Here is a 19,606-nt window from a genome sequence, read left to right on the forward strand (position 1 = left end):
ATGGCGCCGTTGTATGAATGCCGAGTCCATTAGTGAGGTGCGTCTTGATCGATCCTCTTAACGCCTGGTGGGCACAGCAATTGGTGCTGTGCGGCTGGGCGTTTGATCCCGAACCGTTGAGTGTGCCGCCCGAGACGGCTCAGGCACGCCTAGCGTTGCTTGACGTGCGCGAACGGGGTGAACTCGGCTGGCGCTTGGCTGAAGCGTGCATGCCGGGGCAGGGCGAGGCCTTGCGCCAGCTACAGGCACTTGAACTGCTGGCGTTGTCGGGCACCGTCGGCTGGCTGGACCCTCCCCGCGCCTACGCCTGGGCGGAGTGGATAGCCGCCGATATCCAGGCGCATCATGCCTCGCTGGACGCATGGTTGACGGCGTTGCGTCACGAGCGGGGACAAATCGACTGGACACAAGACGATGACGGCTTTCTCGAGGCATGCGAAGCATTGTCGCAACTCGAGCGCGAAGCGGCCGGCGTTACCTGGGAGGTGCTCGCCGAGTGGTTGTCCGACCGGTCTCCCCAGCTACCGTGGCCGATCGATCAGAATAGCGGAGTATGGCGTCTGCGCGCGGTCTTCGCCCCTGTGCTGACCGCAACGTGCGATGCACACTTGGACTGGCCGGAGGTGGAGCGCTGGTTGGCTGATGTCTGGCGCATCGACGGGCGCGATGAGTTGATTCGCATGCTGTTGTGGTTGGGTGGACAAGGGCATCGTTATACATGGGATCTCGATGCCGCGCGCTTGACCTCCCAGGGTGGGAGTGCTCGACATCAATGGTGGGAATCGCTCGGTGAAGCGCATGACTACGGCCATATGATGCTGACATTCCTCGACAGTGGAGAAACCCTGGAATGGGCGGCGTGGGATTGGCTGCGGTTGGCGGATCTAGCCTATGCGGGCTGGAACGCAGGCTGGCTCGACGCGCAGGAAGCTGAGGCATTTGCTGCACACGCGGGCGATCTGCTGATGCGCCGGTATCGCGACTGGACGGCCGTCGCCAAGGCCTACCAGCGTGGGCGTAGCCTTTTCGAGGGGGCCGATCGGCGTGCGGATTTCGCGCGTGATTGGGACGTCTTGTTGCGTTCACGGTCGAGCCCCTGGCAGATGCCCCTCGAGGCACTGCTAAACGACACGCAGCGCGAGACATCGCGGCAGACAATACGCGGCTGGCGTGCGCCAGCGTGGCATTGGGTCCTGGCGTTGGCGGCGATGCGTGAACCCGATCTGTTGTACCGACAGGGCATTGATCGTCCCCCGGACTCGCAGCAGCGAGATGAGGCGCGTCGCTATCTGCGTGACACCTTGGGTCTTGAACCTGCCATGGGGACGGCCGGCCTGGCCAGCTTGTGGCTGCCCGGGCAGGTGCATCATCTCAATCAACTGGCCGCCGATGCCGCCCACGGTGCATTGCCCGCGGCGAAAACGCCCTTTGGTCACGCGATGCCGGAGGCTATACGGCTACGCAATGGCCTCAAGCACTGCACGCGCCATGCGGCGACGATATTCATGGCGGAGAAATACGCCTTCTATCTGATGATGTGTGCCGACAGCGGCGATTACGATCGGCGCGAGCTCGAGACGCTGGCAGAGTCGCTGCGCGGCGTGCTGAGCCGCTTTTATAGTGGCCCCAAGGCGCTGATCGAGGCGTGGGCGGCATGGGAAGCGGCGTTGCCCGAGGCGGACGAGCCGTCCCTGGTAGCGGAAATCCGTTGGCACCGCGATGATCCCGGAAGCCCCTTCCATTGGCTCGATTGGCACCATGCTACCTGGCTTGAGCCCGGCGAGCGCTTGTCGTTGCCACGCTTTACGGCCCTGGCGTTGGTGGGGCCTCTCAATGCCCCTGTCTGGAGTGCCCCAGGCCCGGAGGTTGGCAGCGAGCGCGAGGAACTGCGCGAATGGCTCGATAGTCATTATGGGTTGTTGTCGGCGGAGGCGCTCAAGGCGTTCCTAGGGTTCTTGATCGAGGCGGGTGATCGTCAGGAATATCAGATCAACTATGCGCCTTACACGCTCAATGCCGCGCGCTTGCGTGAGGAAGTCGCGATCATCGAGTCCGGCGAGTGCAGCGAGGATGATCGCAATCATCTACTGCGCTTGCGGCGCGTCGAGAACAACGTCTCGGGGTGCAACGAGTACGACATGGCCGCCTGGGATGTGGCGCAGGCCGTCGATCTTGCCATTGCCGGACGACAGATGGACTGGCTGTCGGCGGTGGAATTCGACACCCTGGTGGATCGTGCCGCTCATTTGGCGCAATCGCACTATGCGAGTTGGTACGATTACGCCCGAGGGCTTTATGCGGGTTTTTCCTTCTTCATGGGCGAGACCGATGAGCGTGAGGCGTTTCTGCAGGGATTCGGCGAGGCATTGACCGCTTGGTTGACGGCCGCACCGCCACTGTCCGGTGGCTGGGCGAGTCTCGATTTCCCGGGCGCTCCCGCACGTCACTGGGCACCTCTGCATATCGATACCCTACCGGGCGATGCGCGGACGCTGCATTGATCGGGCAGGGCGCCGGGATGAAGCATTTCGTATCCCGTTTCCGAGGACTCTCGTCAAAAGGCGGGAGTTTCTTTATCATCGTGTCGGTCTTGATGCCCTCCAGCGGGCACATGGCATGTTAACGAGTCGAGTTTAGGCCGCTCTGGCGGTGGCACCTGCGACGCGCGCCACCACCACAGCGACCCCCTCGCCAGGTAGTGCCTAGTAAGGCAGGGCAGCGTCTTGCATTCATACAAGCGCCCCGAGGCATCCGCGAGGTTGAATACGTGTGATGAGGTCGCTTGGATGCTTCGAACCATGGCATTGGGATGGGTATTGGCTGCTCTGTTGAGTGGCTGTGCCACGCAAAGCCCGCAATATAGCGCTCCACAATCGTCTTCCCTGTCCGCGGCCGCCAAGGCCGGTGAAGGCGCTCTGTCTGATGCAAGTCGCGAATCTCCGTTGGCCACCTTTCGCGCCAGCGACGTTCAGCGGGCGTTGGTATCGCCGGTGCGTATTCGCAAGGCACTACTATCCGAACATCAGCGCTGGGTGGGGACTCCGTACCGTCTCGGTGGGACCACGCAGCGTGGCATCGATTGCTCGGCGTTGATGCAGCATGTCTATCGCGATGCGTTCCATATCGCGTTGCCGCGTACCACCGGGCAACAAATGCAAGAGGGGCGTCGGGTTCAGCGCAGCGAGCTTGAAGCCGGCGACTTGGTCTTCTTCCATTCTCCCGGCCCGTACAACCATGTCGGCGTCTATGTCGACGACGGTTATTTTCTGCATGCTTCGACGTCACAGGGCGTCAAGTTATCACGCCTCGACAATGTCTACTGGAATCGTCACTACTGGCAGTCACGGCGGCCCATGGACAGAACTCAGTTGGCGGCGCGTATTGATCGCCAGCCCCACGAAGGGTGAGTGGCTCACAGGTTTCGGCATGCCAGATCGATAGGCTCCTCGTGTCTCGTTTATATAATGCTGCGTCCGGCGAAAGCATGATGCACTCATGGAGGGCGTCATGATCGAGCCGCGTACCCGCGCCTGGTGGCGCGCAACCCTGGCACTGTGCCTAGGATCCTTTTCCGTCTTCATCAATTTGTACGTTGCACAGCCATTACTGCCGGCCATTCGCGAGAGTTTCGATGTCTCGACACTGGCGGCGGGGAGTGCGATGTCGGTGAGCATGTTGACGCTGGCACTGTCGCTGCTGTTTTACGGACCGCTGTCCGATGCCATCGGCCGAGCCGCGATCATGCGTGTCACGTTGGTACTCGCCAGCCTCTGCACCTTGACCATGGCATTTGCACCTAACTTCGCGAGTCTACTGGCCTTACGTGCCTTGCAGGGGTTCCTGCTGGGCGGGTTGCCTGCAGTGGCAATCGCCTGGATGGGCGATGAATTCAACAAGCCGGCGCTTTTGCTGGCCGTGGGGCTCTATATCAGCGGTAACACGCTGGGGGGAATCGGCGGACGCGTTATCGGCGGTACGGTCGCCGAACATTGGGGGTGGCATAGTAGTTTCGTGGCGATCGCGTGCCTGAGCCTGGCATGCACTTGGGTCTTCTGGCGCGCCTTGCCGCCTGCTCGACAGTTCCGCCCTTCGCCGTTGCGCGTGGGCCAGGCCGCGCGAGACATGCAGGGGCATTTGCGCGATCCTCGGTTGATTGCCGCCTACCTGATCGGCGGGTTCAACTTTTTCATCTTCATCAATCAATACAGCTATGTGACGTTTCGGCTTAGCGAGGCGCCGTTTTCCCTCACTTCGCAATGGTTGGGCCTGATCTTCCTGACCTATCTCGGCGGTACTGTGGGCTCGGCGCTCTCCGGGCGTATCGCGCAGCTTTTGTCACAGCCGGCCTGCATGATGCTGGGCATCGGTATCTTGATGAGCGGCTCGTTACTCACATGGATGCCTTCCTTGGTCACGATCATCGTGGGGCTGACGATCAATGCCGTGGGGTTCTTCCTGGCGCATTCGATGGCCTCGAGCTGGGTGGGACGGCACGCACGGCGCGCCCGGGGCAGTGCTTCGTCGCTGTATCTGGTGTTCTACTACCTGGGCGCCAGCCTCGGTGGTTTCTATCTGGAACCGTTCTGGGCGCGCTGGCAGTGGAGCGGCGTGATCGCTGCCTCGCTGCTGGTGTTGTTGGGAACCTTCAGCGTGGCGGCTTGGTTGTGGCGTCGCGAGCGACGCATCGTCGACATGCCAGCGGCGACCTGAGCGCTTACTCTCAAGGCTTGCCAGCGTCATCGCCCCATACGGCCTCGAGGCGGTCGTCCCGACCGCAACCGGCACGGTAGAAGCGGTAGCGCACGGGGTTTTTCTTGTAGAAATTCTGATGGTATTCCTCGGCGTCCCAGAAGGGCGCCTTCGCTTCGATGCGCGTCTTGACGTCGCGCTCGAAGCGCGTTTCCACGGCCTCCTTGGAGGCTTCAGCGAGGCGTCGCTGATGTTGGTCGAGGGGGAAGATGGCGCTACGGTATTGGCTACCGACATCGCAGAATTGGCGCCCCTCGGCGAAGGGATCGATATTGTGCCAGAACACGTCGAGCAGCGTGTCGTAGCCGACGACCTCATCATCGTAGACGACCTTGACCGCCTCGGCATGGCCGGTATTGCCGCTGCTGACTTGTTCGTAGGTGGGACGCTCACTATCACCGCCGATGTAACCGGAGGTTGTCGAGACGACGCCCTCGAGTTTGTCGTAAGGCGGCTCCATGCACCAGAAACAGCCGCCGGCAAATATGGCCTCGCGCTGAGCTGCATGCGCCTGGGAGATGGGAACGGATGCAAGCGTTGCGAGTAGGGCTAATGCCAGCACGGGAAAGCGCATCGGGAATCTCCTGAGCGTTGGGTTAGTGGGCCACGCTGATACGATGAACATACATCAAGTCTACTCGAAAAATAGCGGGAGCCCGAATGCTGGATAAATGGACGAATGCCTGGGTCGCGCCGGTGCTGACGCGTTGCACCACTGGCTTGGGACGTCGCGGCGTGACACCGACACAACTGACGGTGGGCGGTTTTGCAATCGGCCTGCTGGCGCTGCCGTTATTGGCCTATCAAGCCTATGGTCTGGCGTTGGTAGCGATTGTCCTCAATCGCGTGTGTGACGGCCTGGACGGCGCTTTGGCGCGTCATCAACAACGTCAAAGCGATGCCGGCGGTTTTCTCGATATTGTTCTGGATTTCGTCTTCTATGCCGCCGTGGTATTGGGATTCGCGCTTGCCGACCCGGCTCAAAACGCCTTGCCCGCAGCCTTTTTGCTCTTCGCGTTCATGGGAACAGGCGCATCGTTTCTGGCCTTTGCGATCGCCGCGGCACACCATGACTTGGAGCGTCCGCACTTTGAGCACAAGGCGTTTTACTACCTGGATGGGTTGACCGAGGGCACCGAGACGATCATTGCTTTCGTCGTGTTCTGCTTGTGGCCGGCATATTTTCCCTGGTGGGCGGTCTGCTTCGCGTTGGCCTGCCTGCTCACGACAGCGACGCGCGTTGTGGGAGGCTATCGTGCCTTGGCCAAGGCTGAAGCGACATCCGAGGGGACGTTCGATAAAGGCGTTGATTCATCGAAAGGCGAGCTAAGATAGGCGGGGGCCGTACATGAAACGGGCGGCTCGCAGGCCGCCCGTTTTCACGTCAGGTGTTGCGAAGGAGCGTCTTAGTGCTCCTGTTCTTGCTCGCCTTCACCGTGTACGTGACCGTGTTCGGCTTCTTCTTCGGAAGCTTCACGCACTTCAGCGATCTCGACATCGAAATTCAAGGTCTGACCGGCCAGCGGATGGTTGCCATCGACGGTGACGGTGTCGCCTTCGACCTGAGTGACCGTGACCATGAGCGGCCCACCTTGGGTCTGCGCTTGGAACTGCATGCCCGGTTGAATTTCGTCGACGCCCTGGAAGGCATCGCGCGGCACTTCTTGCATCAGGCCGGGCTGTGTTTCACCGTAGCCTTCTGCCGGCTCGACGGTGACTTTGAGATTCTCGCCGCTCTGACGGCCTTCCAGTTCCTTTTCCAGCCCTGGAATGATGTTGCCCGCGCCGTGCAGGTATGTCAGAGGATCGCGGCCTTCCGAGCTGTCCAGCACTTCACCCTCGTTATTGGTAAGGGTGTAGTGGAAGGAAACCACGGAATTCTGGGCAATCTGCATGTTGAAGACCTTTCTGGGTGTATGTCGCTACCCATGGTAACGCGCTCACCCAAGTGTGTCAGGGGCCTCTCGGAGTTTTCATCTGCCCTTTGAATTGCATGACGACACTTCAAGGTGCATCGGGAACGAATTCGCCGCCGAGCGGTCTCTTGAGCAGCGCCCTGCGTCAGGACGTCGCGCCGGTTGCGCGGTAAGGGGGGTGACGGTACCCTGCCGACATTGGTGCAATTGAAAGATTACCGACGTTGCCTATCAGGAGGCCAACATGACCGTAACGCTGATCTGGCTGATCGCTTTCGCCGTGATTCTTTTCCTGGCGCTGCGAGCGTGGGACGGCTCTCTCGGGAAGATGATCATGCGCCGCATCCCGGCGGCGTTGCAGCTGGGCGGTGACGATCGTTGGGTGTGGAGTATTGCCTTGGCCGTGTTGGGCGCCACTTTCATCGTCAACCCGATCTCGATGTTACTGACGTTGATCATCCTGGCGCTGTTTTATTGGATCGCCAAGCGCGTGGGATGCTGGTTGATGCGTCGCGTCAAGTTACACTGACCAAAAGCTGCTTTCGCTAGATCAATGCCCCGCTAATGCGGGGCATTGTCGTTGGGGCGTCACAGCCAAAGCGAAAGCGTCAATGAGCCGAATTGGTCATTTTCGTCTTGGGCTTCGAATTCATCGGTTCGCCAGACGCTGGTGTAGGTGAGCTGCCAGCTATCCCACGTCAAGGCGATACCGGCCAGCGCATCGCCGACCCATTGGCGGCGATCCACGGAATGGCTGTCCTCGAAAGTATTGCCATCTAGCAGCAGGTTATGCGCCATGAAGCGGCCCTCGAGGCTTGCGAACGCATACCAGCCGAAACCCTGACCGGGTTCGAAGTCGTTGCGTCCGCTTTGGGCAGGGGCGACGGCAGGTATACCGGCGCTATTTTGTAGGTTATCGCCAATACGTAGGCCCACGCCGCTTGAGGCATAGGTATACAGGTTGCCGAGGGCAAAGCCAGCGTTGGGGCCGTATTCCATGTCCAGGTTGCCGAGCGAATCTTGCAGCCACCAACTGCGCTTGTAGGTCAGGTTGAGTATCGGCTCGTTGTGAAGCTGATGCGACCAGCCGTTGGGCTCGTCGCTACCGATGAGGTGATGAAAGTTTTTCTGTATGGCTTTCCCACCCGATGCCGGCCCCACGATGCCGGCGTCGAAATGGAGATCATCCGCTTGGCGCCAGCCGTTATACTGGCGGTTATCGAAGAGTGACACGCCGGCATAGAGTAGGCCCGCATAAGGCCGGTCGTTCTCGACGAGGTCCGAGCGGTCGATATCGTTGGGCGTGTAGATCTGCTGACCGGCACGATAAGCCACGCCATCGAGCTCCGAGCCCGACCAGCCTGGTACCGCATCGGCGAGACGTCGTGTCCAGTGATGTGTCTCGGGAGTGAACGACCAGCCAATTTCCAATCCATTGGTGTAATGTCCATCGCCACCGCCGGCGAACAGATCATTTTCGCTCTTGATCGTGAGCATTCCGTCGGCCATGACGGAACCGGAGAACATCGCGAGGGCCAAGATCGAGGCGAGGTGACCGAGCGTGCGTTCTGTGTTCATGAAACGATTTTCCTATCCGTGGCGTATCACGTGACATACGATAGCGTATGTAAACGATATCGGATAGGAAAACTTGGCACAGACAATGCCGCCCGGGTTGCGAAAACACACGGGCGGTACATTACCTGTTTGGCAAACGCTTACCGGCGATCAATAAGGCGCGACACTCAGATTGGCGCCACTGCCTACCATGCGTACTTGTTGTCCTACTTGCCAGTTGCGGTCCGCTTTCTGAACCACGACGACGGAATCGCCGCTATCGCGACGGATTTCTATCTCCCAGGCCTGTGTACGATTGGCAGCATCTTCGACCTTACTGCCGGCGACGCTACCGCCGATGGCGCCAGCCGCCGTCGCGATGGTGCGGCCGGATCCACCGCCGACTTGATTCCCGAGCAAGCCACCCAGCACGGCGCCGCCTAGGCCACCTAGAATGCTTTCGTTCTGATCGCCGGCTTGAATCTGAACCTGACGCACCGACGTGATGGTGCCGTACGTCACCGACTGTGCGGTTTCGGCTTGCCCGCTACGATAGACATCGCCGGAATAAGGGGATGTGTTGGCACAGCCGGCCAGTGCCAATGTTCCGATGAGGGCTAAGGGAAGTAGTGCTTTCATGCGACCTCCATTGCTTGTCATGCTGTTTGAAAACAGCGTTCTCAAACTATTCTAGCGCGTTGTGACGATGTCGACCAGTGCTGGCGACGAAGATGCGTCGTTGCGCTGCGCTAAGCGTCTGGCTGTCGATAATGGTAGACGAGTCGCTCATCCTTGCGCGGTCCCGCGATATGCCATTCGAGTCGAAAGCCGTGGGGCTCGAAGGTGAGCCGGGCTCGATAGGTGTCGGCACCGCAGAGATGCGGCGACTGGCTGATCAATTTGGTCGCCGAGTCGGCGACGAGATCGAATAACCAGACAGCCGCGTCGGGGCCCCGGCGCTCGTGGTAGAGCGCGATATGCTCAGTATGAAGGTCCCAGCGATAGACATTGCGAAATGCTACCTCTCGGGATTGACCTTGGGGCAGGAAATGGCCTTGTTCAATGAAGCGTACCCCGTCGGTGTGTGCCTCAGGTGTTACCGTTCCCGTGCCTTGGCCGGACCAGGCTACCCCGGAGGCGTGCCCCGAGCGAGACGTGAAACTCAGTCGGTGAATACTAGGCAACAGGCGTGTCAGGCGTATAATGGCAGTCAACTTTTTAAAATCCTGAGGTTAACTTTAGATGGGGTATCTGGTTGGTGTGACGACGCTCTGGGCCTTTTCCTTCAGCTTGATTGGCGCCTACCTCTCTGGCCAGGTCGATAGTTATTTTGCGGTGCTTACCCGGATTGTACTAGCGGCACTGGTCTTTCTGATCTGGCTACGTCCGCGACATTTGCCGCTTGGGCACGTACTGGGACTGATGGCGATCGGGGCCATACAGTTGGGCGCGATGTACATCGGCTTCTACCAGTCGTTTTTGTTATTGAGTGTGCCAGAAGTCTTGCTGTTCACAATCTTCACGCCCCTCTACATCACCTTGATCGACGACATACTCAAGGGGCGTTTCACGCCATTCTATCTGCTCACTGCTGCGCTTGCCGTGCTTGGGGCGGCGGTCATCCGTTACGCCAACATCAGCGATGCCTATTGGGCCGGGTTCCTGGTCGTACAGAGTTCGAACCTATGCTTTGCCGTGGGGCAGGTCGCTTATCGCCATTTGGCGCCGCGCTTGCCGCGGGAGGTAGCGCATCGTCATGTCTTCGGCTGGTTCTACTTGGGGGCATTGTGCGTGGCGCTACCAGCGTTCTGGCTATTCGGCGACATCACGGCGTTGCCGACGACCTCTCTGCAGTGGGGCGTTCTGGTATGGCTGGGTGTCGTCGCGTCGGGGCTTGGTTACTTCCTCTGGAACAAGGGGGCTTGTCGAGTCGATGCCGGGACGCTGGCGATCATGAACAATGCGCTGGTGCCTGCCGGATTGCTGGTCAATCTGCTGATCTGGAATCGCGACGCTGACGTACCGCGGTTGGTGTTGGGCGGGGGAATATTGCTGGCCTCATTGCTGATCAATACTTGGTGGCGCCGGCGCCACCAAGCGTCGCTCGGTATTGCTTGATGGCGTTGCGGTCGCCTATTGGGCTAGGCGACTCTAAACCCAGACGACGTTTCGTGTTTTCATGGTGATGACGCCTTTCGTTCAGGACATCTTCATGAAGCATTCTTTGTTATCGCGTTACGGTTTTTTCACAGCGTGCTGCGTGATCACGCTGGTGACGACGCTCATGGCCATACAGTGGCATGGCGGATGGCCGCTGCCGCTGGTGAGCGGCGCGCTGGTGCTCGTGGGTATTGCCGATCTCTCGCAGCGTGGATATGCGGTGCGTCGCAATTACCCTGTCATTGGCAACTTGCGTTATGTTTTTCAGGCGTTACGTCCAGAGTTACGTCAGTATCTCTTCGAGGCCGATACCGAGCAGCTGCCATTTTCCCATGTGCAGCGTGGCTTAGTTTACCAGCGAGCGCGCCAGCATAACGATGCCAAGCCCTTCGGGACGTTACGCGATGTCTACGCCAATGCCTATGAGTACATCGGCCATTCGATGGAAACGGCACCTGTGGCAGAGCCGGACGATTTTCGTCTGACCATCGGTAATGGCCAGTGTGCCCAGCCTTATGAAATTTCGTTATTCAATATCTCGGCGATGAGTTTCGGTGCGCTGAGCGCCAATGCGATTCGCGCCCTTAACAAGGGTGCGCGGCTTGGACGCTTCGCGCATGACACTGGGGAAGGGGGTATCAGCCCTTATCATCGCGAGCATGGTGGTGACCTGATCTGGGAGCTAGGTAGCGGTTATTTCGGCTGCCGTACGCCGGAAGGCGAGTTCGACCCCAAGCGCTTCGCCGAGCAGGCCAGTGATGCGCAGGTCAAGATGATCGAGGTCAAGCTTAGCCAGGGTGCCAAGCCCGGTCACGGGGGGCTGCTCCCAGCGGACAAGATCACGCCGGAAATCGCCCAGACGCGGGAGATCCCCCAAGGCGAGGATTGTCTCTCTCCGGCCAGCCATCCGGCGTTCTCGACGCCGCTCGAGATGCTCGACTTCATCGCGCAATTGCGTGAGCTTTCCGGTGGCAAGCCGGTCGGCTTCAAGCTGTGTCTCGGCCAACCCTGGCAATTCATGGCCATCGTCAAGGCGATGCTCGAAACCGAGATTGTGCCCGATTTCATCGTCGTCGATGGCAGTGAAGGGGGGACGGGCGCGGCACCGGTCGAGTTTTCCGATCATCTGGGAGCGCCACTGCGTGAAGGGCTCTTGTTCGTGCATAACACGTTGGTCGGGGTGGGGCTGCGTGAGCAGATTCGCCTCGGCGCGAGCGGCAAGGTCATCAGCGCTTTCGATATCGCTCGGGTCATGGCCATGGGGGCCGATTGGGTCAATGCCGCACGCGGGTACATGTTTGCGCTGGGCTGTATTCAATCGCAAAGCTGCCATACCAACCGCTGCCCGACGGGAGTGGCTACCCAGGACCCGCTACGTCAGAAGGCACTCGTGGTCGGCGACAAGGCCGAGCAGGTGTATCACTTCCATCACAATACCCTGCATGCCCTGGCGGAAATGATCGCGGCGGCGGGGCTGACGCGTCCGTGGCAGATCACCCCGGACCACCTCGTGCACCGGGTCTCGGAAAACGAGGTGAAGCTATTCTCTCATCTACACCCATTTCTGGAGCCGGGCGAGTTGTTGCGCGACCCCGGTCAGCGTCCGTTCTATGGGCGTATCTGGCGCATGGCGCAAGCCAAGAGCTTCGCCCCCGTGCGGTTGGCTGATGCGCCGAGTGGGGCGACGGCCGCGTAGAGGTAACTTTCAGGTGTCATGACGGTGTTGGTGCGGCTCAGGGGCGGCCTTGCCGTGAGCGAAGGCGGTTAGGATCGTGCATTGCGTGGCCGCGTGCGGACCGCCGCAGCAGGCATCGGTCAGGTGGGCCAGTGCCTGGCGCATTTGATGCAGCTCCGCTAGCCGCGAGTCGATGGCGGCGAGTTTGTCCTCGGCGACGCGTTTGACCTCCTCACAGGTGTGCGCATCGGCGTCGACCTGTAGCGAGAGCAGCTCACGAATGTCAGCCAGGGTAAAGCCCAGGCGCTTGGCGCGAAGGATGAAATGCAGGCGCTCGAGGTTGTCCGTAGCGTAGTAGCGATAGCCGTTGTCGCCGCGTTGGGCATGCGGGAGCAATCCTTCCTTTTCGTAGTAGCGCAACGTATCGACGCTGACGCCGCTACGCTCAGCCAATTCTCCGATCCTTAGCATGGTGGGATTTCCTCCCTATAGTGGCGTAATGGGTGGTAATGGCAGGCTACGCGGCCAATCATCGGGCACCATGAAAAAACGTCGCTGGGTGCCGTCGGGCGCTTGCAGGTGATATTGCCGTGGTGCGCCGATGCCTGTGAAGTGCGCCTCGAGCTCGGTTTCCAGCCTGTGAAGCGAGCGATAAGTCTCGCATCCGGGGAGCGCGAGCCAATGCGGCTTATGAAGCGGGGCTCCCAGGGTTCCCGTCGGCAAGTGGTCACGCAGCATCGGCCAGTCTTGCCATGTTAGCCAACCGCCATGAGCGGCGGCGGTACGTGCCGAATACGGCGCCGCTTTCGTGACGGACCAAGGGTAAAACAGCATCCCGAGCATGGCCGCACGCTGTCGCAGCAATTTGGGATCGATACCCAGCGCGCTCAAGCGTGCCATCGAGCGTGGATGATGGGCCAGGGGCAATTGGTGGTGCCGGGTATGGGCATGCTTGCGGGCTAGCGAGTCGGCACAGCCGGGGCCGATCCAGCGTGCCGGATTGCGTTCGTTGCCAGGTCCTTCGCGAAGTCCCAAATAATACTTGATGGCCAGTTCAAGATGGATGGGCCGTCCCTGGATATCGGCATAGATCACATCCAGCTCACCGAGGGTGCGGCCGGCCTCGTGAATCGCGATGTTGGTGGCCAGCAGGCGCGTCGCCGGGGCAAGGTCGAGCAGAGCGTGCCAGAGACGCTCATGATAATGCCCCAGACGTCGCGGTGGCGTCGCGCTGATATAAGGCATGAGCTGTTGCGGCTCGGCGTCGAGTGCACGCAGCCAAGCCTTTCTGCACGAGGCGTCGCCAAGCCCGAGCTCCTCGATGGTCGGTCGGCCCGGGTAATCGCTGTCGATGATATCCGGTGCATGCAATAGCCAAGCGAGATCACGCACCCAGGGATGGTGAAGCGATGCCCATTCGTCTTCCAGCGCGGGCGTGGCCGCATCGAGCAGTACTTGCGTCATTTCGTCGTCATGTGTGAGGCGCCTGTCGTCAACTGATATGCTTTTTTCATACTTATCTGAATCTGTACTCTCCATGGTATTCCCCTGACAATATCTCCAGTTGCAAGACAATGCGAACCCGTTGCCGTTGCGTTTAAACAGGTATTGAGTGTTGTCGGAGGTGGACATGAAGCGTTATCAACATCTGGCCGAAGCACTTGAGTCTTCAATTCTCTCCGGTGCGTTGCATGCCGGGGATCGTCTGCCTTCGATTCGTGCTGCCAGCATCAGCCGTAACGTCAGTCCCACGACTGTGTTCAAGGCGTATTATCTGCTGGAAGCCAAAGGACTTATCCGGGCGCGTGACCGCTCAGGGTTCTATGTCGTTGGGCCGGAAGGCACCCGTCCGCCGGAAATCGAGATGACCAGCGCGCCTGACGAGCGTGTATTCAATGTCGATGTCAGCGACCGTGTTCTCCAAGTGCTAGGCGCCACTATGCGCCGCGATCTGGTACCTTTGGGGTCTGCACTGCCGAGTCCTGAGCTCTATCCTATCCCGAGGCTTTCTCAGGTCATGGCATCCACGCTACCCAAGCTGGGTGTCTGGCATACGGTAGATGATTTGAGCCCCGGTAGTGCTCAACTGCGTCATGCTATTTCACTGCGCTATCACGCGGATGGTATGCAAGTTTATGCGGATGATCTCGTAGTGACCAATGGCGCACTGGAAGCGCTCAATATCTGCCTGGGTGTCGTCACCCAGCCGGGGGCTGCGGTCATTGTAGAGTCCCCTACCTTTTATGCCGCGCTCCAAGCGCTGGAGCGGAATCACCTACGGGCAATCGAGGTATCGACACATCCACGCGATGGTATTGATCTGGAGGCGATGGAACGGGCGATACAGCGGTATAAGCCGGCGGCATGCTGGTTGATGACCAACTTCCAGAACCCGTTGGGTAGCCTGATGCCAGAAGACAAGAAGCGCGATCTTGTCGCGTTACTGCAACGCTATGCGCTGCCGATGATCGAGGATGATGTCTATGGTGAGCTTTATTTCGATAGCCGCCGGCCGCTGCCTGCCAAAGCCTTCGACCAAGAAGGCTTGATCATGCACTGCAGCTCATTTTCCAAAAGTCTGGCACCTGGCTGGCGTGTTGGCTGGGTGGCAGGGGGACGCTATACCCAACACATCATGCGCGACAAACTTTCACTTTCTTTATCGGCATCAGCGCCGGCTCAGGTGGCGCTATCGGCTTATCTGTCACGAAGCGGGTTTGATCGGCATTTGCGAACGCTTAGGCACAGGTTTGAATGGCAGCGTAACTGTATGCTGCAAGCGATCACGGCGCACTTCCCTGAAGGTACCCGGACGACATATCCCGCTGGAGGATATTTTTTATGGGTCGAGTTGCCGAAGTGTGTGGACACTTCGCGGCTACATCAGATGGCGCTGGCCGAAGGTATCAGTATCGCGCCGGGTAGTATCTTTTCTTCGCACGAGCGTTTTCGCCACTGTCTGCGTTTGAACTATGGCCATCCTTGGGATGAGCGCCTGCAGACCGGCATGGAAATTCTCGGGCGCCTGATCGCCCAGCAGCTGGAATGCGGGGACCACTCGACAGATGAAATCCAGCAAGGAGCGATACCATGAGTAAAAAGCCAATGTCGCGTAAGCTTAAAGCGATATTCAAATTCTTCGCGGCTATCCTCGTGATCAACGTGATTGTGGGCGTCGCTGGCATTGTCTTCATGATGCTCTATTACGGCGAGGTCGATGGACAGGGTTGGGCAGCGTTGGTGACCTTCATGATCTTGAATACGATCTTCGCTTCGCCGGTGGCCTTGTATCTCTACTGGTGGGAGTTGCACCCCGTGCAGACGCCCGAGTCGGATCAGTACAACGACCCCAGGGAATGAGCGAAGATCACTAATGTTGCAAGCGTTCCGGTTGGGCGCGGTTTGCTCCGCTGCTCGCCAGTCCGCATAATGACGGGCCGCGATGCCGGCAACGAGATGCTTTCATGCAGCCATTCAAGACCATTGGCCTGATCGGGCGATTGGGCAGCCCCAACGCGGTAGAGACGCTCAAGCGTTTGCTCCGCTTCCTCGGCGCTCGCCAGCTCGATGTGATCATCGAGGAACGCACCGCCACGGTATTGCTCAATCATGGTTATCCCGAAGCGAGTCGTCGCCAACTGGGTGAGCGCTGTGATTTGGCGATCGTGGTGGGCGGTGATGGCAGTCTATTGAGCGCTGCACGGGAGTTGTGCGCCACGGGCACGCCGGTATTGGGCATCAATCGGGGACGACTGGGGTTTTTGACCGATATCTCGCCGGATGAAGTCGAAGATCGGATCGGCGAAGTGCTCGATGGGCACTTCGAGAGTGAACGTCGTTTCCTGTTGGAGGCGGAAGTGTTCCGTGCCGGCGAACAGGTCGGAACGGCCTCGGGACTCAACGATGTGGTCATCCATCCCGGCAAGGCTGCGCGGATGATCGAGTTCGAACTGTTCATCGACGGTCAGTTCGTCTATAGCCAACGCAGCGATGGGTTGATCATCGCTACGCCGACCGGCTCCACTGCTTATGCTTTGTCGGGAGGTGGCCCGATCGTGCATCCACGGCTCGAGGCCATCACGCTGGTGCCGATGTTTCCGCATACGTTGTCGAGTCGGCCGATCGTCATCGACGCGGCCAGCGAGATCACTGTGCACATCGGTGAAACCAACCACGCGTATCCGCATGTCAGTTGTGACGGCCAGACGCAAGTGGTTTCCAAGCCCGGCGATCGCTTGGTCGTGCGTCGCAAACGTGAACGGCTGACGCTTCTTCATCCGCATGGTCACAACTATTTCGAGGCCTGTCGCACCAAGCTCGGCTGGAGCAGCCGGATGGGGGAGTGACATGACGCTGGTTCGACAGGATCTCGACGGTTACGACCTGATCGGCGACGTGCATGGATGTGGCGCCTCGCTGGCCGTGTTGCTGGAAAAGCTAGGATATTCCTATCGGGAGGGCGTGTATCGTCATCCGCGTCGTCGAGTGATCTTCTTGGGCGATTTGATTGATCGCGGTCCGCGCATTCGGCTGGCGTTGAATATCGCGCGTGACATGGTCGAAGCGGGCGAGGCAGATATCGTGATGGGCAATCACGAATACAATGCCTTGGCGTATTGTCGCCGAGCACCGCCGGAATGGGCGGGAGAATGGCTGCGTGAGCATTCGCCGCGCCACAATCGCATCATCAATGAGACGTTGGCACAGTTTCGCGATCACCCTCAGGAGTGGCAGTCCCATCTCGACTGGTTCATGACGATGCCGTTGTGTCTCGAACGTGATGGACTGCGGGTGGTGCATGCCTGCTGGGACCACGATCTCATCGCTCCATTTCTGTCGCAGTGCCCCGATGGCTGCATGAGCGAGGATTTTTTTTACGATTCAGTCTGCCCGGGCACATTCGCCTTTCGCGTCATGGATCGACTGACGCGCGGCCCCTCACTGCCGCTTCCTGCGGGCTTGCGAATCTATTCCGGTGATGGTTTCACGCGCACCACCTTTCGAGCTCATTTCTGGGCACGCGACCCGTTGACCTATGGCGATGTGGTCTTCCAACCCGATAACCTTCCCGACGACCTCGAAAATTGGCCCTTGCGAGCGGAGGAGCGACAGCGACTGCCGTATTACGGACCGGAGGAGCCGCCGCTGTTCATTGGCCACTATTGGTGTGAGGGGGTTCCGGCGCTGCCAGCGCCGAATATTGCTTGCCTCGATTACAGCGCCGTGAAATACGGGCGTCTGGTGGCCTATCGCTGGGAGGGCGAGCAGCGCCTGGATGCCAATCGCTTCGTGTGGGTCGATGTGGCACGTGAGGGGGCGGCTCCTCCGACGCCAGATGACAGCGCGCTGGCTTGAGGGGCAGAAAAAATTGAAAAAAATTTCGTTGCGCCGGGAACTCATCGCGGTGGGGCGTCGTCAGAGTAAGTGTTCCCTTGAATGATCCCTTGCTCTTGTCCGGCGGCCCCCACCGCCGGACTTTTTCTTTTGTGCGTTCGTCTGCGGTACTGAAAGGGACCCCGCCCATGTACAAGCTGCTGGAACTACCTCGTCAACAGGATATCGTCGCCCTGCGTCGGGCGTTGTGGGCGCATCGTATCGGCCATCAGGTGACCGAAGAGGATGAGGGTCAGGTGCTGTGGCTGGCCGATCCGCGCCAGCGTGACGAGGCGGCGCACTTGATCGAGCAATGGCATCGTGGCGAGTTGGCCGAGCGTCCTGCTCAGGCCGCGAAACGCCAATCGCCCGGCATGCTTGGCAGTGCCTTTACTCAGGCACCGCTGGCGGCTGCCTTGGTGGCATTGTGTGTGGTGGTCTTCGCCTTGATGACGTTGTTCGGCGATCGTGTGGTCGCCGCGCTAACCTTCGTGCCCGTCGATGCCGTGTCTGGACGCCTGACGGTCGGCACCCTGGGCGACTCCCTGGCAAGCGGTCAGGTATGGCGCTTGTTCTCGCCCGCGTTGATGCATTTCGGCTGGATGCACCTCGTCTTCAACATGCTGTGGTTATGGTATTTCGGGCGCCAGGTCGAAGCCCTGCAAGGCCCCGCGCGTCTTATCATGCTCGCCGTCGTGGCGGCACTCGTCTCCAACCTGGCGCAATACGCCACGGGGACCGTACTATTCGGCGGCATGTCCGGGGTCGACTATGCCTTGCTGGGATACGTCTGGCTGATGTCTCGTCGGGCCCCGGGAAGCGGATTTTTCGTGCCCCAGATGCTGGTGGTGTTCATGCTTGCCTGGATGGTCTTCACCATGACCGACATGGCGAGTTTGTTTGGATTCGGTAACGTCGCCAACGAGGCGCACCTGGGCGGTCTGTTGGTCGGACTGATCGGTGGATGGTGGGCCGGTGGACGTGCCGCGAGAGGAGAGCGTTAGTGAGTGACATGACCTTCGACAAGATGGTGGCGCAGATGACACCCGCCATGTACGACAGCTTCAAGCAGGCGATCGCGCTGCGTAAATGGCCGGATGGACAGCGCCTGAGCCAAGAACAGACCGAGCTTTGTCTCGAGGCGGTGATGAAATACGAAGTCGCCCACGATATTCCCGAGAACGAGCGTGTGGGCTATCTCGAGCGCGGTGGTTGCGGCACTGACGATGAAGCTGGCGAGTCCGATACCATCAAGTGGATGAACTGATGAGCGATCTGTTCAGCGTGGCGGATGTCAGCGCCGCGCGCGGGCCCTTGCGCAAGATGGAGATTGCGCCCAGCGATGCCGAGACACCGGCACAATACACCCTGCGGGCCGGCGAGCAGCGCATTGGTCTCAATGCGCACCTGGGCGCTTCGTTGCGCCTCGTGCATACCGGCGCCATCCACTGCGTGCATTGCGGACGCGCCACGCGCAAGAGTTTCGCGCAGGGCTATTGCTACCCTTGTTTCAAGTCGCTTGCCCAGTGCGATACTTGCATCGTCAAGCCGGAAACCTGCCACTACCATGCGGGCACGTGTCGCGAACCGGCATGGGGCGAGCAGCATTGTTTTCAGCCGCACGTGGTCTACCTGGCCAATTCGTCGGGGCTCAAGGTCGGCATCACGCGCAAGACGCAATTGCCTACACGCTGGCTCGATCAAGGGGCGATTCAGGCGCTGCCGATTCTCGAGGTCGACAATCGCCTGCAGTCGGGGTTGGTCGAAACTTTGTTCAAGCAGATGGTGGGCGATCGCACCAATTGGCGTGCAATGCTGAAAGGTGACGTGGCGCCGATAGACCTGCCCGCTGAGCGAGATCGCCTCCTGGCCGCGCTCGATCAGGAGCTGGCGGCACTCAAGCAACACGTTGGCGAGCAGGCGATTGGCACGCTGGCGGCGAGCCCGGTCGAGTTGCACTATCCCATCCTGGAATTTCCCGGCAAGGTAGTGTCACACAATTTCGATAAGTCCCCCGAGGTGAGCGGCCGCTTGATGGGACTCAAGGGGCAGTACTTGATCTTCGATACCGGTGTCATCAACCTGCGCAAGTTCGGTGGCTATGAAGTGGAAGTGGCGATCGAGTAATGCGCTTGGCGCGGCGACGCCTTGAAGTCCGCTTGGATGTCTCCACTTC

21 protein-coding genes are annotated in these 19,606 nt (G+C 59.7%); 14 read left to right on the forward strand and 7 right to left on the reverse strand.

Annotated elements, in window-relative coordinates; genetic code table 11:
* Positions 1–44 precede the first annotated feature (44 nt).
* The 3 genes from KZO83_RS03855 (at position 45) to KZO83_RS03865 (ending at position 4,710) form a co-directional block, all read left to right on the forward strand.
* Positions 45–2,501, forward strand: coding sequence for a DUF1266 domain-containing protein (locus tag KZO83_RS03855; RefSeq protein WP_247619814.1), 2,457 nt, complete (start codon positions 45–47; stop codon positions 2,499–2,501).
* A 297-nt stretch (positions 2,502–2,798) separates the two neighbouring features.
* Entirely contained in the window at positions 2,799–3,407 is a 609-nt protein-coding gene (locus tag KZO83_RS03860) for a C40 family peptidase (RefSeq protein ID WP_247619815.1), read from the forward strand.
* 100 nt (positions 3,408–3,507) lie between these two features.
* Positions 3,508–4,710 (forward strand): MFS transporter, encoded by a 1,203-nt coding sequence (locus KZO83_RS03865; protein WP_247619816.1) that lies wholly within the window; start codon positions 3,508–3,510, stop codon positions 4,708–4,710.
* Positions 4,711–4,720: 10 nt separating this feature from the next.
* On the opposite strand, the gene msrA is transcribed toward KZO83_RS03865, so the two are convergent.
* A complete protein-coding gene (gene msrA, locus KZO83_RS03870) occupies positions 4,721–5,323 on the reverse strand; it encodes a peptide-methionine (S)-S-oxide reductase MsrA (protein ID WP_247619817.1) in 603 nt (200 codons plus the stop codon).
* 86 nt (positions 5,324–5,409) lie between these two features.
* On the opposite strand from msrA, the gene KZO83_RS03875 reads away from it, so the two are divergent.
* Positions 5,410–6,084 carry a CDP-alcohol phosphatidyltransferase family protein gene (locus KZO83_RS03875; RefSeq protein WP_247619818.1) on the forward strand — a complete coding sequence of 225 codons (675 nt, stop codon included), beginning with the start codon at positions 5,410–5,412 and terminating at the stop codon, positions 6,082–6,084.
* A 71-nt stretch (positions 6,085–6,155) separates the two neighbouring features.
* Here the strand turns inward: KZO83_RS03875 and KZO83_RS03880 are convergent, their stop codons facing one another.
* Positions 6,156–6,644: an FKBP-type peptidyl-prolyl cis-trans isomerase gene (locus KZO83_RS03880; RefSeq protein WP_040243966.1), complete on the reverse strand. Its 489-nt coding sequence runs from the start codon at positions 6,642–6,644 to the stop codon at positions 6,156–6,158.
* A gap of 265 nt (positions 6,645–6,909) precedes the next feature.
* Here KZO83_RS03880 and KZO83_RS03885 point away from each other — a divergent pair, with 265 nt between their 5' ends.
* Positions 6,910–7,194, forward strand: a complete 285-nt coding sequence (locus tag KZO83_RS03885; RefSeq protein ID WP_247619819.1) for a hypothetical protein — start codon at positions 6,910–6,912, stop codon at positions 7,192–7,194.
* A 59-nt stretch (positions 7,195–7,253) separates the two neighbouring features.
* Here the strand turns inward: KZO83_RS03885 and KZO83_RS03890 are convergent, their stop codons facing one another.
* The 3 genes from KZO83_RS03890 to KZO83_RS03900 form a co-directional block, all read right to left on the reverse strand.
* Positions 7,254–8,243: a lipid A deacylase LpxR family protein gene (locus KZO83_RS03890; protein ID WP_247619820.1), complete on the reverse strand. Its 990-nt coding sequence runs from the start codon at positions 8,241–8,243 to the stop codon at positions 7,254–7,256.
* Between the two features lie 150 nt (positions 8,244–8,393).
* On the reverse strand, positions 8,394–8,861 hold the full coding sequence (locus KZO83_RS03895; protein ID WP_247619821.1) for an outer membrane lipoprotein: 468 nt from the start codon (positions 8,859–8,861) through the stop codon (positions 8,394–8,396).
* A 110-nt stretch (positions 8,862–8,971) separates the two neighbouring features.
* A complete protein-coding gene (locus tag KZO83_RS03900; RefSeq protein ID WP_247619822.1) occupies positions 8,972–9,436 on the reverse strand; it encodes a DUF6314 family protein in 465 nt (154 codons plus the stop codon).
* Positions 9,437–9,464: 28 nt separating this feature from the next.
* Between KZO83_RS03900 and KZO83_RS03905 the strand changes: the two genes are divergently transcribed.
* Positions 9,465–10,340 (forward strand): carboxylate/amino acid/amine transporter, encoded by an 876-nt coding sequence (locus KZO83_RS03905; protein WP_247619823.1) that lies wholly within the window; start codon positions 9,465–9,467, stop codon positions 10,338–10,340.
* 94 nt (positions 10,341–10,434) lie between these two features.
* The gene (locus tag KZO83_RS03910) at positions 10,435–12,078 is read left to right on the forward strand and encodes an FMN-binding glutamate synthase family protein (protein WP_247619824.1); all 1,644 of its coding nucleotides are present in this window, start codon (positions 10,435–10,437) and stop codon (positions 12,076–12,078) included.
* Positions 12,079–12,087: 9 nt separating this feature from the next.
* Here KZO83_RS03910 and zntR read toward each other — a convergent pair whose 3' ends face one another.
* Positions 12,088–12,528: a Zn(2+)-responsive transcriptional regulator gene (gene zntR / locus KZO83_RS03915; RefSeq protein ID WP_247619825.1), complete on the reverse strand. Its 441-nt coding sequence runs from the start codon at positions 12,526–12,528 to the stop codon at positions 12,088–12,090.
* Between the two features lie 15 nt (positions 12,529–12,543).
* Positions 12,544–13,521, reverse strand: coding sequence for a DUF1853 family protein (locus KZO83_RS03920; RefSeq protein WP_247619826.1), 978 nt, complete (start codon positions 13,519–13,521; stop codon positions 12,544–12,546).
* Positions 13,522–13,687: 166 nt separating this feature from the next.
* Between KZO83_RS03920 and KZO83_RS03925 the strand changes: the two genes are divergently transcribed.
* The 7 genes from KZO83_RS03925 (at position 13,688) to KZO83_RS03955 (ending at position 19,557) form a co-directional block, all read left to right on the forward strand.
* Positions 13,688–15,151 (forward strand): aminotransferase-like domain-containing protein, encoded by a 1,464-nt coding sequence (locus KZO83_RS03925; protein WP_179000079.1) that lies wholly within the window; start codon positions 13,688–13,690, stop codon positions 15,149–15,151.
* On the forward strand, positions 15,148–15,417 hold the full coding sequence (locus tag KZO83_RS03930) for a hypothetical protein (protein ID WP_179000078.1): 270 nt from the start codon (positions 15,148–15,150) through the stop codon (positions 15,415–15,417). Before KZO83_RS03925 ends, KZO83_RS03930 begins: the two co-directional genes overlap by 4 nt.
* Before the next feature lie 104 nt (positions 15,418–15,521).
* A complete protein-coding gene (locus KZO83_RS03935; RefSeq protein WP_179000077.1) occupies positions 15,522–16,403 on the forward strand; it encodes an NAD(+) kinase in 882 nt (293 codons plus the stop codon).
* Between the two features lies 1 nt (position 16,404).
* Positions 16,405–17,412 (forward strand): metallophosphoesterase, encoded by a 1,008-nt coding sequence (locus tag KZO83_RS03940; RefSeq protein WP_247619827.1) that lies wholly within the window; start codon positions 16,405–16,407, stop codon positions 17,410–17,412.
* A gap of 167 nt (positions 17,413–17,579) precedes the next feature.
* On the forward strand, positions 17,580–18,434 hold the full coding sequence (locus tag KZO83_RS03945; protein WP_247619828.1) for a rhomboid family intramembrane serine protease: 855 nt from the start codon (positions 17,580–17,582) through the stop codon (positions 18,432–18,434).
* Positions 18,434–18,697 (forward strand): YeaC family protein, encoded by a 264-nt coding sequence (locus KZO83_RS03950; RefSeq protein WP_179000074.1) that lies wholly within the window; start codon positions 18,434–18,436, stop codon positions 18,695–18,697. The genes KZO83_RS03945 and KZO83_RS03950 overlap by 1 nt, the downstream gene beginning before the upstream one ends.
* Positions 18,697–19,557 carry a DUF2797 domain-containing protein gene (locus KZO83_RS03955; protein ID WP_247619829.1) on the forward strand — a complete coding sequence of 287 codons (861 nt, stop codon included), beginning with the start codon at positions 18,697–18,699 and terminating at the stop codon, positions 19,555–19,557. The genes KZO83_RS03950 and KZO83_RS03955 overlap by 1 nt, the downstream gene beginning before the upstream one ends.
* Positions 19,558–19,606: the final 49 nt, after the last annotated feature.

This window comes from Chromohalobacter moromii (genome assembly GCF_023091865.1).
GTDB classification, from domain to species: Bacteria; Pseudomonadota; Gammaproteobacteria; order Pseudomonadales; family Halomonadaceae; genus Chromohalobacter; species Chromohalobacter moromii.